The following is a 24,114-nucleotide window of genomic DNA, read 5'->3' as shown; positions in this document are numbered from 1 at the left end:
ATTAAGGACTTACAGATCCCCTCGTGCCGCCAAGGATTCAAACCCCTCACTGCCTACTACCACGTGGTCAATCAGACGTATCTCCATTAATTCTAAAACCTGCTTAAGACGCACCGTGATACGTCGATCTTCGTCGCTGGGTTCAGGATCACCACTGGGGTGATTATGAACCAGGATGACTGCTGCGGCGTTGTAGGCCAGAGCGGCTTTCAACACTTCCCTTGGGTACACGCTGGCTGAATCAATGGTGCCGCGAAACAGTTCTTCAAAGCGGATGACACGGTGTTGGCTGTCGAGGAATAGCACGCTGAAGACCTCGTGCTCATAGTCCTGAAGCAGTAGCTGCAGATGCTCAAACGCCTGCGAAGGTTTGGATATTTTGCGGCCTTTGGCGAGCTTGCGGCGTGCGAAGCGCTTGGCCATGGTGATGATGTCAGTTTCCGTGACCGGCGAAGTGACTAAGTAGGTGCCTGCCACTTCACCGGCTTTGAGTTTGGAATGAGTCATAGCTGTCTCCAAAAATATAAAATGCCGGGGTGGTGGCCCCGGCATCTATGTCGTTAATAGTGGATGTGTATTGTGATTCAGTGGGCAAGTCACGCGGCCATCACTTGGCTGATACGCCGCTCCAACTCTTCATGGAACGCGTCAACCCGCTCGGCAATCGTACGAATCATGATATCGTCACGGTAAGCGCGCTTAATAAACAGCGGTATGCCGGGCCAATAGCTCACAAAGTCGATCCATTCCCTTTCACTGACCCATAGACCGCCTTGGCATTGAGCCACGTGCTCGTCGGGTATTTCCCCACTGAGCAGTACCTCAATCTGGAACTTAGGCAGCTTGGTCTTTATCTCCAGCAAGCCGTTTCTGCCAATCAAGCTATCCGGTGAGTAGCCCACGTTGTGGTTGAGAATCAAGCCCACTTCTTTAGGCTTCGGTGCGCCGGTCATATCGCGATACAGCGAGCGTGCGACGCTCTCTAGCTCCTGCCCCCGCTTGGTATGAGTATTGCCTTGAAATGGCTCGGCCAGCTCACCGGTCATACGCTCACCGATCAACTGGTGCATGTAGGTGATGGCTCCGGTACCCAACCCACCGGGGCCTTTACCCTTCAACAGCAATGCCTTGAGTTCCGACATGGTGACGCGCCCAAGACGCGCCGCCAGCCACTCGGGCGAGCCTTGTGGCATGGTGAGTATCTGCATACATATCTCCTGTAGGCGATGAGTGGTCGGGCCGAGCCGCTATTTCACGGCTCGCTTAGTGAGGGATGCGCGGAGTTTGTCGAAATCTGCCTGAGGGACCTGAACCGCAGCGCCGTATTTGCCGCTGAACCACTCCTGGGTAGTAGCTGGGCATTGGCTGATCAAACGCTGAATCTGCCCCGCCTGAAAGGCCGTGACCCTCTTTACAGCTGCACGTGTGCTGGTCTGGCCGTTATCGTCTTGCCCGCGTGTGGTGATGTTGAGCAAGGCGCACAGTACATAGCGCTTGCCGTAGCTGGTGGACGATCCAAATGCCTGGACCGCGTTCTTGTTACCGCTCATGTCCGCAGGCAACAGCATGCTGGTCTCTTCCCGGTGGCCGTCCTTGTGCATCAGCACGCCGGTGACCTGAATACCGCGCTCCTGGGTCTGAATACGGAAGCTCACCGCAAAGCCGTGCTTTTGTAGGATGGGGCGAACGGCATCGACGATATCCTCCAGCGTGGCATAGAAGCCGTTGTTGGTTTGCCCACGCTCTTCAATGCTGGGCAACTCTGTCTGCATCGCTGCCATGGCCGCGCTGTAGGCCATCATGGCCTGGCGATCCATCACCCGTTCCTGCATTTGCAGCAGGCGCTCCATCTTGTCGATATCGACGTCAGGGTTAAGGGCAGCTCGCTCAATCACTTGGATAATGGCGGTGCTACCAGCCGTAGGATGCGCTTCTAGCGCCGCTGAGCTAGGGGAATGTTGAGCGTTGGCGTCTGCTTGGATGGAAGGTACTGGGCCTTTTTGGGGAGACGCATTTACTACATGAGTACGCTGTGCCATGGGGCACCTCCTTTTACGTGAAGAGGGAAATGCGGGCGAGTCAGCCCTGTTCATGGGGTGTGTCATTTAACGGGTGCAGGAACGTCAGGTAAGTGACGCGCAATGTCTGCGGGATCGATACGCTCCAGGCGTATCTCCGCGCGATAGAACTCGCCCTGGGCACACACCAGCGACGTTGCGTTATGGGCGTCGTGTTCTAGCAGTTGTTTGGTTAGTCGAGTGATGGCCATCTCAATGGCGTCGGAAATAAAGCTCATGCAGTTACCTCTCGGCATAAGCCCCACAGCAAAACGCCCAGCCTTTTCAGGGGCTGGGCGTCTATGCAGTGAGGATTAGGATGATCATTAGGTGAATCGCTTGTGGGAATGGGTGTATAAGTAGTTACGACACCAGCTGTAGGGCGGCATCCAAGGCCTCTTGCTTGAGCTGCGCGCCTTGGCCAAACCAGGCTGAGTCCATACGGGTATCGTTACTACGTGCCCGCTTGTCGTGATCGACATACTCAGTCACCGCATTGAGCAAGCCCCAGGCCGTATCTTTGGCGGTAATCAAGTGAGAACCCCGGCCTTCGCCGTGGTAAAGCTTCTGCACCTTGTTCAGCGCCCGGTAGTTGGGCAGTTTAGAGGGATCGTCCAGCGGCTTCTCGGCCCCACAAACCACCGACTGAAGATACTGCTGCGCTTCCTGCCGAGTGATCTTACGCTCCGCTAGGGTTTTCATCCGATACATGAAGTCATTCCATTGCGACACCGAAATGCCAAGCTGACGCTTCACGGCACGCGGATCAAACTCCGAGCGATGCGGCACCTTCACCGCTTGCGACGTGCCATCGACGGCAATTTGCAGTGTGTTGTTGCACACCACCCGCACCGTGGTGGGCGTGGCCATGGTGGCGAGAGTGCCATCACAGGAAGTGGCCAACAGCAGGTAGTCATTGACCTCATCCTGACCTTTGAGCGATGTGCTTAAGCCGCTACGGGCTAACGCCCAGAACTTACGTCCGCCTTTTAGCACGCCAGCGGTTTCTAGCTCATACCCGGCGTACTCGGTCAGGTCACGGTAAAACTCCAAAATCTCTTCAGGCTGTACCACCTTATAGCGCTGTGAAACCACGGACAGCGGTGCTTTGGTATCTGAGCGGTAGAGCACCTTTTGCTCAGGGAACGAGTGAATGCTGCCCAGGTGGCTAGCCCCTTCGGCAATAAAGCGCACCGGCGCTTCTTCGATATGCCAGTTCATACCGGCCTGATGCTGCCAAACCTCCAGCGGTTGATGACGAGACAGCTGTTGCCCCAAGCCATGCCAAGGGGTATCACCAACGTAAGCCATGTGTTCAACGAGATGTGCCATAAGTCATTCTCCAGACATAAAAAAAGCGCCGACCAAAGGCCAGCGCGAGAAAGTGAATAGGCGGATCATTCGCCCCACACAGGGCGAACAACGATAGGTTAAGCGTTAGGTGCTAAAGGCGGTTAGGCGTCGCGGTAGGTGCAGCCGCAAGACAAGCATAACCACGGTGTCCCGCTGCCAACTGGCAGCCACTGCTCAAACAGCGAGGTGGCCATGTGTGAGCCGGTTTGCCCCCCGGCCACGGCACCTATCATGGCAGCAGGCAGTTTTGCCAGCGGAAAGCGAGTCACCGCCAGTGGCAATGGGCCAGTAATGGCCGTCGCGCGCCATGCGCCAATAGCACCGCCGATCAAGGTGCTGCCCATCACGCTCACGCGTTGGGCTGTATCTAGGTTCAACATGCGTGTTGATGCACAACGCTTGCAGGGTGGGGACATATTGAGGCTCCTATGCAAAGGAAAAAGGTTCCAGTGGGGTGGATACATAGGAGTGATATAGGTCTGAATATTTTTTACTGGCGTGACTGATACTGTGAGCCTGACAGATTTCTTATTATCTCATTGATTAAATGGAATTATTTTTTTCATCTTCAGGAATAGTCCCTCAACACATCTATCACTGAACATCATGCCTCTAATGGTGCCGACACCACCATAAGAATAGGAACAATGACGGTAATAGTAATATGCAGTAGCAAATCCATAACTAATAGCAATAAAGATACGAAGGAGGTTGAGAAATAGAGTTACTAGGGAGGAGGCCTTTCGAAGGCTCCGACCATCCCATAAAAGAGGCCAGAGAAGTGCTGTTCCTTACAGTATCAACAGGAAAGATCACACCGACAGCAACATGATGGCGAATAACGCCATGACAATAAGGCCACCTCAGAAGATCGCCTTTCCAAGAGGCGATACACAGACAACCCCTCTGCTGACCAGCCTTTACAGCGCTGCACTTCCTTATTCGCCCAAGGGCACCCCATGTAAGGCCCTTGACGTTCACCCAATGACCATCAATCAAAGCCACCGCTTAACTGGGGAGAGTGCCGTGTACGCGTGTGTCATTAACTACATCTAAGAGACTCTTATGTTCACGAATAAACCAAAACGCCACCCTTACAATCCAAAGCTACGCCTCTATTACGATAGCTGGTACCAAGGGCTACCAGTTCAGCAGCGTCTAGAGGGCCCTCAGATTGAGAACTATCTGGAGACCACTCTGCGGGTACTACAGCACACTACCTACGAGCAGAACCGAACCTTGGCGTTTCGCCTAGACCTGCGCTTCCCCCAAGCAATGCCAGTTGGGCCGATCCACGCTGACAACGCGTGCCTTAACCGGTTTTTCTATGCCTTGCGGAAGGAGCTTGAAGCGGCAGGTACCAAGTATCATACCGAAATCCGCTACCTGTGGGCCCGAGAGCAGGACACTAGCGACAAGCCTCACTACCATATGCAGTTATTGCTTAACTATGATGCCTTTTGTTCACTGGGGTGCTTCTCACCCTCCTTCAGTGGTAAATACGAGCAGGGCAATCTCTACCACCGCTGCGTTAGGGCTTGGAGCTGGGCCATCAACTGGCCGATTTACGACATGGCTGGACTACTTCATGTCGCCACGGACAAGCTGACAAAGCAGCCCTATGTGTATCGCATGCACCGAAATGACGCGGGAACTTTTGCACAGGTTTTCTACGCTGCTTCCTATCTGAGCAAAGCTTACTCAAAGCCAATCGCCCAAAGAATCCGCTGTCACCAAGGCAGTAGCCGGTAAGTCTTTAATTGGAACAGACCCCATACCTGAATCACCTCTAAGTTGCTCCAGGCTGAGAACGTAATTCCATCACCCTCATATCGACTGACTGAAGCAGTGTCTCTACTCATTGGCATGTAGCTCGGCAAGCTAGAAACATCCTACCGTCAACCCATTATCGAATTAATATATAACAAAATAGAATATAACTTTTAACCACCCACACCCTGTAGGTACTCATCGGTATGAGGCATAGCTCCTACTTCCAGTGTAAGAGCCGGTCATTTTGGCTATCCGTAGCCAAAATGACCGGCTAGATTGACTCTTTACCTTTAAATATTCAAAAAACCGATAATTATTTTAATCATTTTGTCAACCCCTCTGCTTATCAGCCGTCTCGTTTGTAAGCAGCGCTAGTTTCATCCCTCTCGACAAGCCTCACTCTCTTCACTGGCACCGAAACAGGCTCGATGGAGCCCAACCACACGAATTAGGAGAGTGACAATGAGCTATCTCTTTAACCCGATACTGCCTGCCCCAGGCAGTTTCAATCCCCAACGCGTCGCATCAACTCTATTGTGGCGATCCAGCAATGAGCTCAGTCAGAATTGCCAAGTGTCGCAAGATCTCACCGCTCTGACCCTGCTAGCAGGGGTCAGTATAGTGGCTCAGGGCCGCTACGATTTGAAGATGCCCTATGGTGCAGTCAAGCCAACCTCAATCAACGTGCTAGGAGTCGCTGGCTCCGGCGAAGGCAAGTCTCCGCTCTTCGACAAAGTGCTACACCCCATTCAAGAAGAACAGCGCAAGCAGCGCAGGGAGTGGCGTAAACGGCTGGATGTCTATCAAGGAGAGTTTGAGGAGTGGAAAACCGAGGAGAAGGTGCTGATCCAATCAATCTATCGCAAACGGACCAAAGGCAGTACAGCGGAGCGTGAACGACAATTGCTGCAAGAGCTGCATCAGCGTCGGCCCCAATTACCCCGTGAGTTCCGGTTACTGTATGACGACACCTCACCAGAAGCACTCTTTTCAGGACTGGACAAAAGGGTGCCAAGCGCCGCCTTGGCGACCGACGAAGCAGAGCTATTCTTCAAGGGCCCCATGAATCGGGCACGCAGCCATATCAACTCCCTATGGAGCGGTGGTAGCACAATCATCACCAGGGCTACTAAAGAAGATATTGCTCTGGATGATGTCCGCCTGATGCTGCTACTGATGGTGCAGCCCGGCATCCTGGACAATTACATAGAAGCACAGGGTAGACAGGCAAGAGACTCCGGCATGCTCGCTCGCTTTCTCGTCTGTGCACCACTATCGACTCGGGGTCAGCGGCTCCACTCGCAACAGTCCGCCTCGACATGGGATGCTTGGGAGCTAGCTGAAGCACGCCTGACGACCCTGATGCGGGAAAACCTGATCCTGACAAACGCACCAGACACACCAAGGGAGGTACTTGAATTCACGCCAGAAGGTGCAGCCTGCTGGATACAGATGGCTAATGAGATCGAGCAACAGATGCGCCCCGGGGGGTACTTTGAAGCGTGTCCCGACCATGGCTCGAAGCTGGCGGAAAACGTGGCTCGCGTCGCGGCATTAATACACTTGTTCGAGGATTATGACGGGGGTATCACACAAGAGATAGTGTTGATGGCAATGGATATCAGTCTCTATTACTCTGGCCACTTCATGCAGGTTTTCATGCCACCTCCCCAAGAGGAGCAAGATGCCCAGCGGCTAAACGAGTGGTTCAATGAGCTGAGGCAATTCAACTGGCGTATTATTCGGTATAACGAAGTACGTCAACGCTGTCCACGCCCTTTGCGTGATAAAAAGCGTCTCAAAGCAGCGCTTGATGTGCTGCTCACCCATCAGCAAGTGGCGGTTTTTACTCTCAACCGCACCCGCCACATCGACCTCGCTCCTTGGCTGGGTCCGCAGAACCCGAACGTTTACTGACAATCGTGGTTTATTGCCGCCCTGACGGGCGGCAAGTGCAATATACATTACTTGTCGTCTCCAGGCACCTGTAGCACGGTTTGCCACGACGCCGCGTCGGGCAATCGATCAATGCAGGCCAGAAGATCATCAATATCAGAAATCAAATTTACTCGTTCCCATCCCTCATCTGGCAATTTGCCGAAACGCTGCTCTAACAAATATACTAGAGTGCACTGAACCCCTTCTCGTTGGCCTCGCTCGCGGATCAGCTCCGTATCTTCAGCGCTGCTAGCGTCATTATTGGAGCTACCATCCTTATCTAAAAGGGCTCGAAGTCTCAAGTTTGCACGCATGTGCCTCTCACTGACACCTTCACTCTTACTACGTTTCTGTATTAACAGATTTAAAACTTCTCCTCGAAACTTATTAAGTCCACCACCCCAGCTAAAAACAGGAATTTTTTTATTAAGCTCGTAAACCTCTTCTGCCCACTTATCTGATACTGCTTTAGTATTTCGCTTAACTCGGCTTGACGCCTCGAGATCTGAGCACATCAACCCTGTTATCATAGTTTTTAGAAGTTTTCGCTGATCTTCTTCTGAAGCAGACCGAGGCAGTGAGTGGCCACCCTTGGCCGCTCGAATGGTATAAATTTCCTTCCTAACATTTTCCAAAACATCTAATGCGGCCAAGTGCCGCTGCGCTTCAACCAGCCAGTTTATCATAAGCCGAAAGGACTCAGCTGATTGTTTTAAAAAGGGTCCCTCAGGGTATAATAGCGAGTTTTTTACATTTCTATTGAACTCTTCCAAAACTGCAACAGCATATCGCATCGCTTGATCAGCACAGAGCTTCCGGAACTCAATACCTTCAACTTCATACTGATTAAACTCGACAGCTTGATATAACTTACGATCCTTCAAACGGATATCAACGATGCTTCTCTCAAGCTTTGATAAATATTCTGCTCGCTTATTTTCATCGGAAATGCTTAAACGCTTGAAAATCTGATTGACAATCTTCTGCGCACAAGCACCTAGCTCTTGGAAAACCCAAAACATGGCCCCGATCGACTTAGGGCGCAATATCTCCTCCCCAAGCGTCTCATCACCCACCATATTTAGCCCCATCTCATCTCCACGCATCCCCCCCCCCCTAATCATTACCAAAGTGCAAGCAAATCAAAATCAATGCAAACTTGAAAACTCTTTATTCAGCCTTAGACGCATCTACCCAATCGATTCAGAGCAGTCACTCGAGTTACTCACGACTCACGACTCACTAAAAAAGTCAATACCACTGCTTATCTGAAAAACTGCCACTCAGCAGACAGTATGAAAAAGCCAATACTTTTCGCAATCATATTTTCGTCAATTTCTTCAGTGGCGAGGATGCTCATGGCTAGATCACTAATAAAACCAGAGCAGGTATCAGAGCAATTGGGTATGAGCTTGAGCTGGGTATACGAGCACAAGCAAGACATCGGATTCGTTCAATTTGGGAGCGCTGTGCGCTTTGATCAGCAAGAGGTTGAGGAGTACGCTAGGAGCTGCAGGCGCGGTCCTCAGCGGAAGGAGGATCGAAAATGGGATACACAGTCTCGAACAGAAAAGACCGCGGCACATGGGTTGTCCGCGCAACCATCAACGGCCAGCGCACTCAAAGAACTTTTCGCACAGAAGGAGAAGCGAGGCAGTACGCGTTAAAGGCAGAAGCCCAGCGCCAAGAAGATGAGTTTAATGGGGTCATGGGCCGCAAGCCCAAATACACCTTCTCAGAGGGGCTGCAGCGAATGGTCAACGAATATGACGTGCGCTCTCAGAAGCAGCACATCCTATTGGTCGCCAGTTGGATGGATGAGCATGCCCCAGGCGTTATCATCGGGCAGGAACTACTAGATGCGGCGCGCAGGATGCAGAAGGCACTAAAAGAAAAGGGATTGGCTCAGTCGACCATCAACAACCGCATACAGGCCGTCAAGCGAGTGCTCTCGCTATCGTATCGCGAATGGGATTGGATCGACTTGCCACTTGACGGAAAGCTACGTAAGCCCTCGCCTAAAAACGAGCGCCATGTTTATCTCTCTGAATTAGAGCTTGCAGAGCTGCTGGAAGCTGTGCCCGAGCGGTATCAGGTCGAACGTGAAGTAATTTTGCTAGCCATGCTAACAGGGATGAGGCGTGGCGAACTGTTGGCTCTGGAGCCGGGGAATGTTTTCAACGGACGTATTGTGCTCAAGCCACACCAAACGAAAAATGGCAAACCGAGGGTCATCCCGCTTTCCGCAGAAGCAATAACGCTGCTTAAAAGCTTACCGTTTGATACAACGGGGGATAGAGTCAGGGGAGCATTTGAAAGGGCTAGGGAAGCAATCGGTCGGCCAGATATCCGTTTTCACGATATGCGACATTGCTATGCTTCATTGCTAGCTAGCAAAGGAGAATCACTAACGAGTATCAGGGATTTGCTGGGGCATTCATCACTGACGGTAACAAGCCGATATGCCCATGCTGATCCGACACGATGGGACAGCGTGGTTGCAAAATTGCCACGCATTAGCAACCAAACGGCAACCAAGCACTAACGAAAACCCGCTCTAATCTCTGTAACCACTTAATTTCATTGGTGGGCCCAGTAGGACTTGAACCTACGACCAAGGGATTATGAGTCCCCTGCTCTAACCAACTGAGCTATAGGCCCGAAAAGCGTGCATATCATAGCGAATGTGGCGGGGCGAGGCTACCCTTGGGGCGCTATCTTGCGATCACCACGGCACTTTTACCCCAGGGGCGAGTCTGCTGTGGAGTCCTTACTGTGGAGACATGCCATGAAAGCCTTGTTTGCTCTTGTACCGCTGATGCTGGCGGCCCCCGCCTTCGCGGATTGGCAACTGGATTCCAGCCAATCCCAGGTACAGGCGAGTATCACGCAGCTCGACGGCCCTTCGCCGCAAACCCACCACCATCAGGTGCGCAACCTTCAGGGCAACATCTCGCCAGACGGCACTCTGACGCTGCCGCTCAAGCTCAACCAGACCGACCTGCTCTCGCGCTTTGGCGACCTGCCGGTGTGGGCGCGGCTTCTGACCGACTCCACCCTGGTCACGCTCACCGCCCAAATGCCGCCGGAGCGTTTGGACGCGCTGGATATCGGCGAGTCGATGGTCGAGACGCTCACCTTCCGCGTGCAGAACGAAGGCATCAATCGCCAGGAAGAGGTGCCGCTTCGCTTCACTCGGGAAGGCTTGAACCAGGTGCGCGTCACCCACGCCGAACCGATGGAGCTGGATGGCAGCACACTGATGGCGAACAACACGGTACGCAGCGTCATGTCGCTGCTGGGCTATCAGCAGATCGCCGATCACGTGCCGGTCACTTTGGACGCGGTGCTGATCAACCGCTAGCCGTCAGGCACTGACCGCTCGGCGCACGTTCGCAATCAGCGGGCTGCCGGTATCCGGGTCGGTCAGCAGCGTGCAGTCGACCTGGTAGAGCGTGCGGACAAGCGCCGGCGTGACGACGCTTGAGGGCGCGCCTTCGGCAACGATGCGCCCATCAAACATGGCGATGAGGTGGTCGGCGTAGCGGCAGGCGCTGGCCAGATCGTGCAGTACCATCACCACGGTGCGGCCCTCGCAAGCGAGCTTTTGCACCAGTTCGAACACTTCGATCTGGTGGCCGAGATCCAGCGCCGAGGTGGGCTCGTCGAGCAGCAAAAGCGGCGTTTGCTGGGCGATGGTCATGGCGATCCAGGCGCGCTGGCGCTGCCCGCCGGAGAGCGCCTCGAGCGGGCGGTCGGCCAGGGCCTCAAGCCCGGCGGCGGTGAGCGCGTACTGCACGATTTTTTGGTCTTCCGGCGACCACTGGCGCAGCCACCCCTGATGGGGCTGGCGGCCAAAGCGAATCAGCTCGGTCACGGTCAGCCCTTCCGGGGCGATCGCCTCCTGGGGCAGCAGCGCGAGCTGTTTGGCCAGGGTTTTGGCGGGAAGCGTCTGGATGTCGGCGCCGTCGAGCAGCACCGCGCCGCTTTCCGGCTTGTGCAGCCTGGAAAGCCCTGCGAGCAGCGTGGATTTACCGCAGCCGTTGGGCCCGACGATCGCGGTCACTTTGCCGCTGGGCAAATTCAGCCCCAGCTCACGGATCACCCGGCGGGCGCCGTAGCTCATGTCCAGCGCCTGGGTCGAAAGCGTCGGCGCCGGCGTGTCGGGGGACGTGCTCATGGGCGGCTCCTTTGTGGGCGCATCAGTATCCATAAAAGCCAGGGGCCGCCAACCACGGCGGTGACGATGCCCACGGGAATCTCGATAGGTGATAAAAGCGTGCGCCCGGCCAGATCCGCCAACACCATGACCAGGGCACCGGCGAGCGTGGCGGCCAGCACCGGCACGTGGCGCGAACTTGAAAGCGAGCGGGCGATTTCCGGGCCGATCAGCGCCACCATGCCCACGGGCCCGGCCACCGCGACGGCCAACCCCGTGAGCACGACAGAAAGGGCGAGCACCTGAATCCGGCAGGCTTTCACCTTCACGCCCAAGCCGCTTGCAACGGCGTCTTTAAAGCGCAGAATCGACAGCGACCGTGCCAGCCCCATCGCCAGCATCACGCCGACGCCTAGCCCCGCAGCCAGCAGCAGTACGGCGCCGGGCGAGCGGGCGTTGAGCGTGCCTATGGTCCAGGGGTAGGCGGCGTTGGCGGTGTCGATCGGCACGCGGGCGAGATAGAACTGGGTCAGCGCGCCGAATACCGCACCCACGCCGATACCGGCCACGATGAAGCGATACCCTTGGGTACCGCTGCCAGCGGAGAGCCCGAAGGTGATGGCGGCGGCGGTGGCCGCCCCGGCCAGCGCCATGGCCGGCGGGGCGATGGTCACGCCGACCCCGATAACCGAGGCGATGGCGAAGGCCGTGGCGCCGTTGTCGATGCCGATGATGCCCGGCGTTGCCAGCCGGTTGCCCGCCAGGGTCTGCATCAGCACGCCCGCCAACGCAAAGGCGGCGCCGGTCAGGCAGGCCGCTGCCAGCCTTGGCAGGCGAAGCTCCTGCACCATGAAGGTGGTCATCATGTCGCCCTGGCCGGCGAGGGCGGGAATGACCTCGCTCACTGACAGCGGCACGCTCCCCAGGCTCAGATACACCACGCCGGCGATCAGCAGTGCAAGCAAAAGCCCCAGGTTGACCGCCACGGCGCGGCGCTCGAGCAGCACGCTAAAGGCCTGCCCCCTGCCCTGCCAAACCAGGCGCCAGTAGCCCGGCGGCGACGGGCAAGCGGCAGGCGCATCACTCACGGCGCGCGTAGGAGAGGCAGCCCCCGAGCGGTACTCGGAGGTGGCGGTGGGTTTCGATGCCATGGTTACAGATTGAGTCGTCACTGAATGAATCGCCGGCAAATAAAAGAGCGTTATGGCTAAGCACGGGTCTCGAGGCACGGCGGCTGAACGCGCGCATTAAAGCATGGGCAAACGCCGCGCGCGAACCACGGCGATCAGCACCGGCGCGCCGCAAAGCGCGGTCAGCACGCCCAGCGGCAGCTCCGAAGGCGCCACCACCACCCGCGAGATGATATCGGCGCTGACCACGATCAAGGGCCCGATCGGCAGGCAAAACCAGAGCGTGCGGCGAATGTCCGGCCCCGCCAGGGCGCGGGCAACGAACGGCACCACCAAACCGACGAAGGTGATCGGCCCGGCAATTGCCGTGGCCGCGCCGACCAGCAGCGCAACGCTGCCAATCACGATCCACCGGATCACGCCGGGGTGATGGCCAAGCCCGGAGGCGGCGCGCTCACCGAGCGCCAGCGCCGCCAAAGGCCGCGCGGTCATCGCGACCGCCACCGCGGCCACCGCCAGGCTCGGCAGCACGCTGACCAGGTCGTCCAAACGACGCCCGGCCAAACTGCCCACCACCCAGAAGCGAATTTCGTCCGCCGCGCGCTGATCGTATAAAAGCAGCAGCGAGGTCAACGAGCCTAAAAGCCCCGAAAACGCCGCACCCGCCAGCACCAGCCGCACCGGGTCGTTGCCTACGCCGCGAAATCGCGCCACGCTCATCACGCAGACACAGCCGATCAGCGCGCCGAGCTGGGCCACGGAAATACGCAGCGTCGCCGCGCTTGCCCCCAGCACCAGCGCCAGCGCCACGGCGAAGGCGGCGCCGGCGCTTACGCCCAGAAGCCCGGGCTCCGCCAGCGGGTTTCGCGACACCGCCTGCAACAGCGCCCCGGCCACGCCCAGCGCCATGCCCACGACGATGCCGATCAGCGTGCGCGGCGCGCGAAGCTCCCACATGACAAAGCGCGCCTCGTCGTCGGCGCTGCCCTGCAAGAACGCCAGAATGCGCGCCGGGCCGACGCTGCCCGCGCCGATCAACAGGCTCAACGCGCTCACCGCCACGAGGGCGGTGAGCAGAGCCAGCATCAAATGGCGTGGCGAGCGGTGCGCTAATGGGCCGCTCACCGCACTGACAAACCCGTTCACGGCAGCAGTGCGTCTTCGATGTCGTCAAGAATGGCCAGCGCCGCCAGCGGGCCGCTGGCGCTACTCCACAGCTGGCCATCGACGGGCACGACCTGCTCCTGCTGCGCCACGTTCAGGCGCGAGAAGGCGGCGCTTTCCCGCGCAGCGTCCAGCGCCTGCTCGCCCTCTTCATTGAGAGTGGCCAGAAACAGCCAATCGCCGTCGACCATGGAGAGATTTTCAAGGCTCAGCACGTCGCTGTGGGCACTGCCCTCTTCGATCAAACCGGCGTCGCTGACGTTCACGCCCACGCGGTTGAGAAGGCCGGTGGCGATCAGGTTTTCGGACATTACCATGGCGCCGCTCGGCATCCAGCGAACGACGAACGCGCTCTCGTTCGGGTGGCGCTCTTCGATACGCGCGGAGAGCGCGTCCACGCGCTCGTCGACGGCGGTGATCGCCTCTTCGACGGCGTCCTGGCGGTTGAGCGCTTCACCGAACAGGCGCGCTTCTCTCTCCCAGCTGTCCGGCGCGAACCCATCGCTCTGCGGTACCACGGTTGGGGCGATGCGCGAGAGCAGCTGGTACTGCTCTTCGGGCAGCTGTGGGGCGGCCAGAATCAAATCCGGCTGCTGGGCGAGCACCGCTTCGGTATTGATTTCACGCACCACGCCCACGACTTCCGGGCGCTCGACGTCGAAGTCCTGAGAAAAGTACTCGGTGATGTAGTGGGCGACGTCGGTGCCGCCGCGGGTGGTCACCGCGCCCAGCGGCATGATGCCGGCGGCGATGGAGGCGTCGAGTGCGCCTTCGTACACCGTGACGACCCGCTCTGGCGTGCCGTCCACTTCAACCTCGCCAAAAGCGGTATCGAGCGTGCGCGCCTGGGCCTGGCCCGTCAGCAGTGCGCCCATCAGCGCCCCGGTCAGCCCTACACGCCACGCCGCGTTGAGCGTCGTCGCTTTCATCGTACCGCGCGCTTTACCCGCCATTTGACTCTCCTGAGAATGCCTGCCGCTTATCGAGGTTGATGATAATAACGATTCTCAAAAGCGATTGCATTACCATCCTGTCGAATGGCTTGTTCCACTTTTAGCAATTCGCACGGCTTATAAGCGCCTGACGTGAGGCCATTTCGATAACGCGCTAAAAGTTCCTTTTTTTGCAACGCAACGTTCCTGAATTTTAGCTCGATATTGGGAACTATTATTTTTAGACTCTCGATCACATTTGATAACAAATCTCATTAATACCACTACATCGATCTCATCGGCCTTCAAGATCGTTCTTCAAGTAAGGGTTGTTTCATGGCTCGTTTCACTCGCACCGCCCTCGCCAGCGCCATTGCGCTGGGGTCTTTCACCGCCACCGCGCACGCCCAGCAAAGCGCGACCAACCTGGACAGCATGGTCGTCACCGCCGCCGGCTACGAGCAAACGCTCAACAACGCCCCGGCGAGCATCTCGGTCGTGACGCGTCAGGAGCTGGAGCAGAACCAGTTCTCCAGCATCGCCGAGGCGATTCGCGACGTGCCCGGAGTGGACGTACGGGCGGGCACGGGCAAAACCGGCGGTCAGAGCATTTCGATTCGCGGTATGCCCAGTGACTACACGCTGATCCTGATCGACGGCCGCCGCCAGAACACCTCCGGCGACGTGACGCCGAACGGCTTTGGCTCGACCTCCACCAGCTTCATGCCACCGCTCTCTTCTATCGAGCGTATCGAGGTCATTCGCGGGCCGATGTCCACACTCTACGGCTCCGACGCCCTCGGTGGCGTGGTCAACATTATTACTCGCCGTGTGGGTACCGACTGGGCGGGCTCGGTCACCGTGGAAAACACCTTCCAGGAGGATCGCGACGCGGGCAACAGCTCGACGCTGAATCTTTACGCCACCGGCCCGCTCATCGAGGACACGTTGGGCGTGCAGCTGCGCGGGCGCGTGTTCGATCGCGACAGCTCCGAGCGGCTGGTGGAAGAGAGCGTCGGCCGCGACCCGCGCCCGTCCGAGGCGCGCATTTATTCCATCGGCGGCCGGCTGAGCTTTACGCCCAACGACACCCACGAGATCTGGCTCGACGCCGAGCGCGCCCGCCAGGTTTACGACAACACCGACTGCCGGCTGGGTAGCCGCGACGGCCTGCGCCGCAACGACTGCGAAACCCCCGCCCCTACTGAGTTCTTTGGCTACGAGGACGAGCTTCGCTTCCAGCGCGACCAGATCGCCATTGGCCACTCCGCGCGCCTGTCGACGGGTACCTGGGACACCAGCATCACGCGTAACGAAACCGAATCGCTTGGCCGCACCCTGCCCGCCGGTAACGCGCCGGACTACGGCTACTTTGCCCTGGGCGGCGAGCCGCGCACGCTGAAAAACCGCGACGTCGTCGTCGATACCAAGTTCGTCGCGCCGCTGGACGCGCACATGGTCACGGTGGGCGGCCAGTACATCGACGCCGACCTGACAGACGCCACCGCCGGCAATGAGGAGTTCAGCCAGTCGAGCTGGGCCCTGTTCGTCGAGGACGAGTGGTTTTTGACCGATGATTTGGCCCTGACGCTGGGCGGGCGTTACGAAAACCACGACGCCTTCGGCGGCCACTTCAGCCCGCGCGGCTACCTGGTGTGGAACACCACCGACGAGTGGACGCTCAAGGGCGGCATCAGCCAGGGCTACAAAACGCCGACGCTCAATCAGCTTCACGACGGCGTGAACGGCTTTGGCAACCAGGGCAACTCCGCGAGCCTGGGTTCGCCGAATCTCGAACCGGAAAAGAGCACCAACTACGAAATCGGCGCGATCTACGACAACCTCGACGGCTTCTCCGCCGGCGCCACGGTATTCTTTACCCAATTCCGCGACCGGATTTCCAGCGGTGACGACATTCCCAACTGCCAGTTCGTCGACAGCGACGGCAACCGGCCCTTCGCCAACGCGGCCAACTGCATCAGCGTGGGCGATTTCGTCAGTCAGGACAGCTTCAACCGCTCCGTCAACGTCGACCGCGCCGAAACCCGTGGTGTCGAGCTAACCTCGAGCTACCAGTTCGACCCGGCCTGGCGCATCAGCGGCGGCTACACCTATACCGACACCGAAGTGACCTCCGGCGATAACGAAGGCCAAGCGCTGACCAACGCGCCCAAACACAAGCTAACTGCGGACCTTTCCTGGGCGATCAACCCGCAGTGGAGCACGACACTCGAGGGCGAGTACTACTCTTCTCGCGAGCGCTTCTCCGGCAACGTATCGGGAAGCTCGGCCGCGCTGGTCGAGCAGCTGGGCAACAAGCTCGACGGCTACGAGCTCTTCAACCTGCGCTCGACCTACCGCTTCACCGATAGCCTGCGTCTGACCGGCACGGTATACAACCTGTTCGACAAGGACTTCGGCGGCTACGACACCTATAACTTCGACGATGACACCTATATCGCCTACGACTACACCCAGACCGGACGCTCGACCAACGGCGTCGCGCTGGATGGCCGCAGCTACTGGCTCTCCGCGACCTACGAGTTCTAACCGACCTCGCGGTGCTCGCTAGCGGTTCGTTTGATATCGCTTGCTGATTCAGCCCCGGCCTTGGCCGGGGCTTTTTTGTCTCGGCGGCTGAATGACAGGCGCGGTGATTATCGGTTTTCGCGCTGTCTCATAAGGCTTTCTCTCACGGGCGCTCTCTCACAAGTGCTAACCAAAAACGGCTACCGAGGTAGCCGTTTTCAATGAGGTGATCACGCGGGGTGGCGTTAGAACTCGATATTCAGGCCCAACCAAAGGCGGCGCCCGTCTTCGATGTAGCCGTACTCCTCGGGGGTGATGCTTTCGTCGAACAGGTTATAGATACCCGCGCTGACCGTTGCGGTGTCGTTGAGGCGGTAGCCAAGGCCGGTGTCCACGAAGGTGTAGGACGGTGCCACCAGCGAGCCGCGAGAAGGACCGCTGGTGGGCTGGCTCTCTTCACCGCGGTAGGTCAGTTTGGTCCACTGGTTGAGACGCCCGTTTACGTCCCAATCGAGCGTCGCCGACACCTGGTGTTTGGGCAGCTGGTTGAGCGGCTCGCCTTGATTCTGACCGCTTTTCTGCTCGGAATCGGTGTAGGTATAGGTTGCCGTTAGCGCCAGCGCATCGCCAAGCGGCGCGCTCAGGCTGGCCTCGACGCCTTGGGTGATGGCATCGTCGACGTTGATGCGCGTATTGGTATTGAGCTCGCCGTTAGCGTCGATATCGAACTGCGTCGCGGCCGGGCACTCTTGCTCGCCCAAGCCGACCGAAATGCAGGGTAGCCGCGTGATCTTGTCCTCGAAGTCGTTATGGAACAGCGTGAGGCTTCCGCTCAAACCGTTTTCATCGGCATACAGCAGCGCGATTTCCTTGTTGAGCGAGGTTTCCGGCTCCAGATCCGGGTTGCCGTAGGTGGTGCCGCCGCGACTGATCGCCCCCCAGTCGGCGGTGATCTCGCGCAGGTTGGGGGAGCGGTAGCCGGTGGAGACACCGCCCTTGAGCGTCCAGTCCGGCGTCATGTTCCAGACGTTATAAAGGCGCGGGCTGACGTGGCTGCCGTAGTTTTCGTCGTCGTCCAGGCGCAGACCGCCGGTGATCGCCCAAGTGGGAGTGATCATCCACTCGTCTTCCACGAACAGCGCCCACTGGCTGCCATCGATGCTAGTGCGATCCGAGACCTGGTTGGTCGTGCTGTCCTCGAGCGACTCCTCTTCGTAGTTTGCCCCCACCGTGAGCATGTGCATGCCCAGCGGTAAAATGGCGCTGGTCTTGACGTTCGTGTTGGTGATTTCGATATCGCGCGAATCGTTGCGGCTGTTTTCGCGCTGCACGAAGGTTTCGGTGGTGCCCCAGTCGAAGCGGCCGCTGTGGGTCAGCGCCACGTGGTCGTTGGAGAAGTCGTTATCGCTGTCCGAACAGCCGCCGCGACATCCGTCCGCGGCGGTCGAGCGTCCGACGCGTGACAGGCGCTGTTGCTCGGTAATGCCCGCCTCGGCGGTAAAATCATGGTTGTCGCTGGCACTCAGGCTTAGGCGCGCGGTGAGGCTCTGCAGGCTTTTATCTTCGTAGCCGCTAACGATATCGTCCTCGTCGCGCTGAGAGGCCTGGCCATACACCTGCAGCCCCAGCCGGTCGTCCACCAGCGGCCCGCTGACATAGAAGTTGGTCTGGCGGCTATCGCCGGAATCGCTGTCTTCCTGCAAAACGGTGTCGAACTGTACGTTGCCGTGCCACGCATCGGCTACCTGGCGGGTGATAATGTTGATGACCCCGCCAATGGCATCGGAGCCGTAAAGCGTCGACATCGGCCCGCGCACCACCTCGATACGCTCGATGGCCTGCAGCGGCGGCAGCCAATCCTGCTCGAACCCGGCGCTGCCGTTCGGGCGCGATTCGCGTGAGTTTTGCGGGCGGCCGTCGACCAGAATCAGCGTGTATTGCGAAGGCATGCCGCGAATGGAGATGTCGTTGCCATTGTCGCCGGCGCCGCCGCCGGTGATGGTGACGCCCGGCACGTCACGCAGCGCGTCGGTGACGTCCCGGTAGTAGCCGCGCTCGATCTCTTCGCGAGAGAGCACGCTGATGGATGCGGGGGCGTTAGTGGTTTGCTGCTCGAAGCCCGCCGCCGTGACGACGACATCGTTCAGGGATGTGCTCTCTTGTGCCCAGGCCGGCGTGACGATCAAAGACGAAATCGCGCTTGCCAGCAGCGTTTTGCGCAAGGGGAATGACATGACGCAGTTCCTATGAAGATCCGGATATCGTAATAGTGTTATTGCTTGTTGAATGCTAATAATTAGCATTCACATGCTCTCACATTCACTACCGGATGCGGGGGAACGCGGAGTTGCTGGAACCGCAACACAAATAGCTCTTATTTTCATTTGTGGCCATTACTGGCACAATGGGCCTCTTTTGCTCGCGGGCCCGATTTCATGTACGACTTCGACGAACTCAACGCGTTTTCGGACGTCATGGCGACCGGCAGCCTGACCCGCAGCGCCCAGCGCATGGGAGTGGCCAAATCCACGCTAAGCCGGCGCATTAGCCAGCTCGAGTCGCGCTTGAACCAGCCGCTTTTGCGCCGCCAAGCGAACCAGCTAACGCCTACCGAAGCCGGGCTGCTTTTTCACGGCTACTGCACGGAGCTTTTGACGTTGGCCCGGCAAAGCCAGGAGGCGCTGTCGGAGCTTCGCGAGGAGATTAGCGGCAAGATCACATTGGAGGTTCACGGCGCGCTTGCCCGCAACTGGGTTTCCAAAGTCGTGGATACCTTTCTCGATCGCCACCCGGGCATCGAACTCACGCTTCAGAGCCGGGAAAGGCCATCCACGACGCTTCAAACCAACAGTGTGCATATCTGGCTTGGCGCGCTCGACGAATGCGGGCTGAACCAGGAGCGCCTTGGGCAGCTCACCCGTGGGCTCTACGCTAGCCCGCGCTATCTGGCCCAGGCACCTGCGCTTACTCACCCGAGCGACCTGGATCACCACGCCTGGATCGACCTGCTCGACACCGACACGACTCGCCTGCCGCTTTATCACGCCAGCGCCCCGGAGTACGTGTTTTCGCCGCCCCGCTCGCGGCTCAGAGTGGATCAAACCCTGATCCACGTGGACGCGATCGCCAACGGCCAGGGCATCGGGCTTTTGCCGCACTGGATCGTCCATCAGCGCGAAATGCACCACCCCGGCGAGCTGGTACCGTGCCTAGCGGGCTGGGAGCCCCAGCCACTGCCGGTGTCGATGCTCTACGCGTTCGGGCATCACTCGCGCCGGGTCAGCGCGCTGCTGGGCTGCCTGCGCGAGCACGTGCCGCACCAGTGGCAGGCGCCGCCGCTGTTCGCCTAGCCTTTTCGCCCGGCATTCACGCTTGGGTGGCCGTACGATCGCCGGGAAACCTTGCCAGCTAACGACCCGATTGATGACAATAGGCGTTTACGCTTGCCAGGAACGCTCCATGCTCGTTGAACTGTTCGCCGTGATGGCCCCGGTGCTGGCCGGTGCCGGCCTGGGTTTTTTCTGGGTGCGCCTGGGCTACCCCTACCCGATCGAATTCGTCACCCGGCTGGTGTTCAACATTGGCACGCCGGCGCTGGTGCTGGCCTCGCTTGCCGGCGCCTCGATCGACGCCCACACCTTCGGCAAGACCATGCTGGCCGCCGCGCTGGTCATCAGCCTGATGGGCGTGGCGTCCTTTGGCGTGGCCAGGCTTTTGCGCCGCGACTGGAAAGTGCTCATCGCGCCCATGATGTACCCCAACACCGGCAACATGGGCCTGCCGGTCGTGCTCTACGCGTTTGGCAGCGCCGGCTTCGTTTACGGCATCACCGTCATGGTGACCGTGTCGCTTTTTCAGTTCACCATCGGCGCCATGCTCTCGAGCCGGGGTAATCCGCTCAAAACGCTGGTCAAAACGCCGACGGTCTACGCCATTTTGATCAGCATGGCGCTGATGCTCTCCGACACGGCGCTGCCTGGCTGGATCGCCAACACCGTTGATTTGATGTCCGGCTTTACCGTACCGCTGATGCTGATCACCCTGGGCGTATCGCTGGCGAGCATCCGGGTCGACAACCTGCGCTCGGGGCTCGGCTTTAGCCTGGTGCGCATTCCGCTGGCCGCCGCCACGGCCTGGCTGGTAGCCGAGCTTTTGAATCTGCCGGCGCTCGCGCAGATGATTCTGGTGCTGCAGATGTGCATGCCGGTGGCGGTGTTCAACTATCTGTTCGCCCAGCGCGCTCAGCGCGAGCCGGTCTACGTGGCAAGCCTGGTGTTCTGCTCAACGCTGTTGGCGCTTTTCTATCTGCCTGCATTGCTGGCGTTTATGATGTAGCGTGTAGGAAACCTTCTCGCGCACGCGCAGTCACTGCTGGGTCGACGTCACCCCTTGGTCGGAGAGCTCATGTTCTACCCCACTGCCCCGTTGTCCTCACCCCTTCGCCGCGCCTCTTGCGTTTTGGGTGGTCTTTTGCTGTTAACCGGCGCCGTTAGCGCCCAAGCCCAGATGATTCACGAGGCGGTTCAAACCGACGCCGTTAGGTTCTCGATCGAGCGTGTGGCCGACGGTTTGACCCGCCCCTGGGCGGTCGCGTTTCTACCCGACGGCCGGTATCTGGTGAGCGAGCGACGCGGTACGCTCAACCTGGTGGATGGCCAAGGCCATATCGAGGCGCTCGAGGGCATGCCCGAGGTCAGCACCCAGGGCCAGGGCGGGCTTCTGGACGTGGTGCTCCACCCGGATTTTGGCGACGGCGAGCACGACTGGATCTACTTCACCTGGAGCAAGCCGGACCAAAACGGCACGCGCACCGCACTTTCACGGGTGCACTGGGAAGGCGACGGTTTGGGTGAAGTCGAGCACTTGTTCGAGCAGGACCGGGCTTCAGGGCCCGGGCGTCACTACGGCTCGCGGCTAGCGTGGCTTTTGGACGACACGCTGGTCATGAGCGTGGGCGATCGCGGCTCCGACCCCACCCGCGCCCAGGCCCGCGACGATCACGCCGGCTCCACCCTGCGCCTGACCGAAACCGGCGGCGTGCCTGACGACAACCCTTTCATCGATGACGGCGACACGCTCGATGAAATCTATACGCTGGGCAATCGCAATATCCAGGGCATGACGGTTCGCGACAACGGCGAGCTCTGGGTATCCGAGCACGGCCCGCGCACCGGCGACGAGCTGAATTTGATCGAAGCCGGGCTCAACTACGGCTGGCCGGAGGTCACTCTGGGCAACGACTACGCCACCAACGAGCCGCTGGGCGTCGATTCCAAGCCGGGGATGACCGACCCGGCCGTCGCCCTTGATGGCCGCTTTGCGCCGTCCGGGCTTGCCGAGGTGAACAGCGAACGCTTCACCACCTGGCAGGGCAATCTGCTCGCCGGCGGTCTTTCCAGCGAAAAGCTCGAGCGCTTCGTGATCGACAGCGGCCGCGTCGTGGATAGCGAAGTGGTGCTCGAGGGTGAAGTCGGGCGCATTCGCGACGTGCGCCAGGGCCCGGACGGCGGCATTTATCTTTTGACCGACAGCGACCAGGGCGGGCTTTATCGCCTGCTGCCAACCGACTGACGCTTGAACGACTTTTTTTAACAGCTTCTATAACCCCTTGGCGGCGACGGACACGCGATGCGCTTACGCAATTTAATGATTCTGACGGTCATCGTGCCGCTGTTCGTGGCGCTGGTGGCGTTCAGCTTCGTAGCGATCAAAGCGCTCGAGGATAACGTGCGTTCCAAGCTTCAAACCGAGGTCGAGATCATCACTCGGGCGCTAAGCACCTCGCTAAGCTACGCCGTCGCCCGCGAAAGCGCCGCTCCCCTGGAAGAGGCGCTGCAGTCGGCGTTCTCGTTTCACCGGATCTACGGCGCGTACGTGTTCGACGTGCAGGGTCGGGAAATCTACGGGCTGGGGCTTGGCAAGAATCTCTTCACCCCGGACGAGATTCAAAGCGTGATCTCGCGGGACGATCTTTATAGCAACTACCGCCAGCACGACGGCTGGACCTACTACTCGGCGCTGATTCCGCTGCGCACCCAGGATGGCACCGTCTACGGCGTGCTGCAGGTCAACCGGCTCAATACCGGTATCGAGAACTACACGGGCTTTATCAGTATCGTGGCGGTGCTGGTGTTCATTATCGGCGCTGGCGGTATCGTACTCAGTATCTGGTGGGGGTTTCGGCGCTACATCGAGCGGCCCTTGAACCAGCTTCTACGCGTGATGCTGCTGGTCGAGGATGGCGACCGGCGCCAGCGCGCAAGCGTTGAGGGGCCGGCGGAGTATCGCCGGCTGGCCTCCGGGCTCAACGGCATGCTCGACGCCATGGCCGAGAAGGACCGCGATATCGACGCCCGGCGAGAGCGTGAAATCGAGCTCGAAAAACGCCTGCGTAAATCCAAAAAGCTCGCTGAGCTTGGCGTGCTGGCGGCCGGGGTGGCCCACGAGATCGGCGCGCCGCTCACCGTCATCAACGGCCAGGCCCAGCGCCTGGCACGGCGCGACGTGATCGGCGACGATGAGCGCGCAAGGCTTGGGCGCATTCGCGGCGAGGTCGAGCGCATCGTCGAGATCGTGCGCCAGCTCATGGAGCTTGGCCGCCAGCACAACGTCGAGAAAGAGAGACAGTCGCTCGATCACCTTATAACCAGCGCCAGCCAGCTGGTAGAAGAGGAGCTGGAGCCCCGCGGCATTCGTCTCGACGTCACGCTCCCAACGCCACCGCTTTGGGTGATGGCCGACGGCCAGCAGGTCGTGCAGGTGCTGACCAATCTGCTGCGCAACGCCGCCCAGGCGATGGATGTTAGCCTTATCAGGGTTCGCGCCCAGCAAAATAGCCGTGAAATAACGCTTTGGGTCGAGGACGACGGCCCGGGCATTCCGGTATCGCACCACCAGCAGGTATTCGATCCGTTTTTCACCACCAAGCCCGTGGGCCAAGGTAGCGGGCTGGGGCTTTCGATGGTACACCGCATTATCAATGATCACGGCGGGACGATTGGCGTGTTCGACAGCGCCCTCGGGGGAGCAGGATTTGAAATCACCCTCCCCTTGAGTGAAGACACCGCATCCGCTTGAGG

Annotated in this window: 20 protein-coding genes and 1 tRNA gene; 9 read left to right on the top strand and 12 right to left on the bottom strand. The window is 59.0% G+C overall.

The features are described 5' to 3' along the window. Positions 1-9: 9 nt before the first annotated feature. The 5 genes from radC to MQW23_RS06275 all read right to left on the bottom strand — a co-directional run bounded on the left by radC (position 10) and on the right by MQW23_RS06275 (position 3,389). On the bottom strand, positions 10-507 hold the full coding sequence (radC, locus tag MQW23_RS06295) for a RadC family protein (RefSeq protein ID WP_252106988.1): 498 nt from the start codon (positions 505-507) through the stop codon (positions 10-12). 89 nt (positions 508-596) lie between these two features. Continuing rightward, positions 597-1,208: a lambda exonuclease family protein gene (locus tag MQW23_RS06290; protein WP_252106987.1), complete on the bottom strand. Its 612-nt coding sequence runs from the start codon at positions 1,206-1,208 to the stop codon at positions 597-599. 39 nt (positions 1,209-1,247) lie between these two features. Continuing rightward, entirely contained in the window at positions 1,248-2,039 is a 792-nt protein-coding gene (locus MQW23_RS06285) for an ERF family protein (protein ID WP_252106985.1), read from the bottom strand. 62 nt (positions 2,040-2,101) lie between these two features. Next, positions 2,102-2,296: a hypothetical protein gene (locus tag MQW23_RS06280; RefSeq protein WP_252106984.1), complete on the bottom strand. Its 195-nt coding sequence runs from the start codon at positions 2,294-2,296 to the stop codon at positions 2,102-2,104. Positions 2,297-2,420: 124 nt separating this feature from the next. Beyond that, positions 2,421-3,389: a DUF932 domain-containing protein gene (locus MQW23_RS06275; protein WP_252106983.1), complete on the bottom strand. Its 969-nt coding sequence runs from the start codon at positions 3,387-3,389 to the stop codon at positions 2,421-2,423. A gap of 1,086 nt (positions 3,390-4,475) precedes the next feature. Here MQW23_RS06275 and MQW23_RS06270 point away from each other — a divergent pair. Together MQW23_RS06270 and MQW23_RS06265 are read left to right on the top strand one after the other, a co-directional pair. After that, complete coding sequence (locus MQW23_RS06270) at positions 4,476-5,162, top strand: YagK/YfjJ domain-containing protein (RefSeq protein ID WP_252106982.1); 687 nt, start codon at positions 4,476-4,478, stop codon at positions 5,160-5,162. Positions 5,163-5,645: 483 nt separating this feature from the next. After that, positions 5,646-7,100 (top strand): YfjI family protein, encoded by a 1,455-nt coding sequence (locus tag MQW23_RS06265; protein WP_252106981.1) that lies wholly within the window; start codon positions 5,646-5,648, stop codon positions 7,098-7,100. 47 nt (positions 7,101-7,147) lie between these two features. Here the strand turns inward: MQW23_RS06265 and MQW23_RS06260 are convergent, their stop codons facing one another. Next, positions 7,148-8,227, bottom strand: a complete 1,080-nt coding sequence (locus MQW23_RS06260; protein WP_252106980.1) for a hypothetical protein — start codon at positions 8,225-8,227, stop codon at positions 7,148-7,150. A gap of 440 nt (positions 8,228-8,667) precedes the next feature. Here MQW23_RS06260 and MQW23_RS06255 point away from each other — a divergent pair, with 440 nt between their 5' ends. Continuing rightward, positions 8,668-9,666: a tyrosine-type recombinase/integrase gene (locus tag MQW23_RS06255; RefSeq protein WP_252106979.1), complete on the top strand. Its 999-nt coding sequence runs from the start codon at positions 8,668-8,670 to the stop codon at positions 9,664-9,666. A gap of 39 nt (positions 9,667-9,705) precedes the next feature. Here the strand turns inward: MQW23_RS06255 and MQW23_RS06250 are convergent. Then, positions 9,706-9,782 (bottom strand) — tRNA-Ile (locus MQW23_RS06250). A gap of 127 nt (positions 9,783-9,909) precedes the next feature. On the opposite strand from MQW23_RS06250, the gene MQW23_RS06245 reads away from it, so the two are divergent. Next, on the top strand, positions 9,910-10,485 hold the full coding sequence (locus MQW23_RS06245; protein WP_252106978.1) for a hypothetical protein: 576 nt from the start codon (positions 9,910-9,912) through the stop codon (positions 10,483-10,485). Positions 10,486-10,488: 3 nt separating this feature from the next. Here MQW23_RS06245 and MQW23_RS06240 read toward each other — a convergent pair whose 3' ends face one another. From MQW23_RS06240 to MQW23_RS06225, 4 genes are all read right to left on the bottom strand, one after another. After that, on the bottom strand, positions 10,489-11,301 hold the full coding sequence (locus MQW23_RS06240) for an ABC transporter ATP-binding protein (RefSeq protein WP_252106977.1): 813 nt from the start codon (positions 11,299-11,301) through the stop codon (positions 10,489-10,491). Next, the gene (locus MQW23_RS06235; RefSeq protein WP_252106976.1) at positions 11,298-12,431 is read right to left on the bottom strand and encodes a FecCD family ABC transporter permease; all 1,134 of its coding nucleotides are present in this window, start codon (positions 12,429-12,431) and stop codon (positions 11,298-11,300) included. Before MQW23_RS06235 ends, MQW23_RS06240 begins: the two co-directional genes overlap by 4 nt. Positions 12,432-12,527: 96 nt before the next feature. Continuing rightward, on the bottom strand, positions 12,528-13,496 hold the full coding sequence (locus MQW23_RS06230; RefSeq protein WP_252106975.1) for a FecCD family ABC transporter permease: 969 nt from the start codon (positions 13,494-13,496) through the stop codon (positions 12,528-12,530). A gap of 56 nt (positions 13,497-13,552) precedes the next feature. Beyond that, positions 13,553-14,527: an ABC transporter substrate-binding protein gene (locus MQW23_RS06225; protein WP_252106974.1), complete on the bottom strand. Its 975-nt coding sequence runs from the start codon at positions 14,525-14,527 to the stop codon at positions 13,553-13,555. A 315-nt stretch (positions 14,528-14,842) separates the two neighbouring features. Between MQW23_RS06225 and MQW23_RS06220 the strand changes: the two genes are divergently transcribed. Further along, positions 14,843-17,056 carry a TonB-dependent receptor domain-containing protein gene (locus MQW23_RS06220; RefSeq protein WP_252106973.1) on the top strand — a complete coding sequence of 738 codons (2,214 nt, stop codon included), beginning with the start codon at positions 14,843-14,845 and terminating at the stop codon, positions 17,054-17,056. A 224-nt stretch (positions 17,057-17,280) separates the two neighbouring features. Here MQW23_RS06220 and MQW23_RS06215 read toward each other — a convergent pair whose 3' ends face one another. Beyond that, on the bottom strand, positions 17,281-19,269 hold the full coding sequence (locus tag MQW23_RS06215) for a ligand-gated channel protein (RefSeq protein WP_252106970.1): 1,989 nt from the start codon (positions 19,267-19,269) through the stop codon (positions 17,281-17,283). A 201-nt stretch (positions 19,270-19,470) separates the two neighbouring features. Here MQW23_RS06215 and MQW23_RS06210 point away from each other — a divergent pair, with 201 nt between their 5' ends. The 4 genes from MQW23_RS06210 to MQW23_RS06195 all read left to right on the top strand — a co-directional run bounded on the left by MQW23_RS06210 (position 19,471) and on the right by MQW23_RS06195 (position 24,112). Then, positions 19,471-20,385 carry a LysR family transcriptional regulator gene (locus MQW23_RS06210; RefSeq protein ID WP_252106969.1) on the top strand — a complete coding sequence of 305 codons (915 nt, stop codon included), beginning with the start codon at positions 19,471-19,473 and terminating at the stop codon, positions 20,383-20,385. Positions 20,386-20,494: 109 nt separating this feature from the next. Further along, positions 20,495-21,370: an AEC family transporter gene (locus MQW23_RS06205; RefSeq protein WP_252106968.1), complete on the top strand. Its 876-nt coding sequence runs from the start codon at positions 20,495-20,497 to the stop codon at positions 21,368-21,370. A 69-nt stretch (positions 21,371-21,439) separates the two neighbouring features. Further along, positions 21,440-22,606, top strand: coding sequence for a PQQ-dependent sugar dehydrogenase (locus tag MQW23_RS06200; protein ID WP_252106967.1), 1,167 nt, complete (start codon positions 21,440-21,442; stop codon positions 22,604-22,606). A gap of 57 nt (positions 22,607-22,663) precedes the next feature. Beyond that, a complete protein-coding gene (locus MQW23_RS06195; protein WP_252106966.1) occupies positions 22,664-24,112 on the top strand; it encodes a sensor histidine kinase in 1,449 nt (482 codons plus the stop codon). Positions 24,113-24,114: the final 2 nt, after the last annotated feature.

The sequence above is a fragment of the Halomonas sp. S3-1-1 genome, assembly GCF_023757625.1.
GTDB lineage: Bacteria > Pseudomonadota > Gammaproteobacteria > Pseudomonadales > Halomonadaceae > Vreelandella.
The sequence above is the reverse complement of the archived record's forward strand: the minus strand, read 5'-3'. Positions and strand labels throughout refer to the sequence as shown.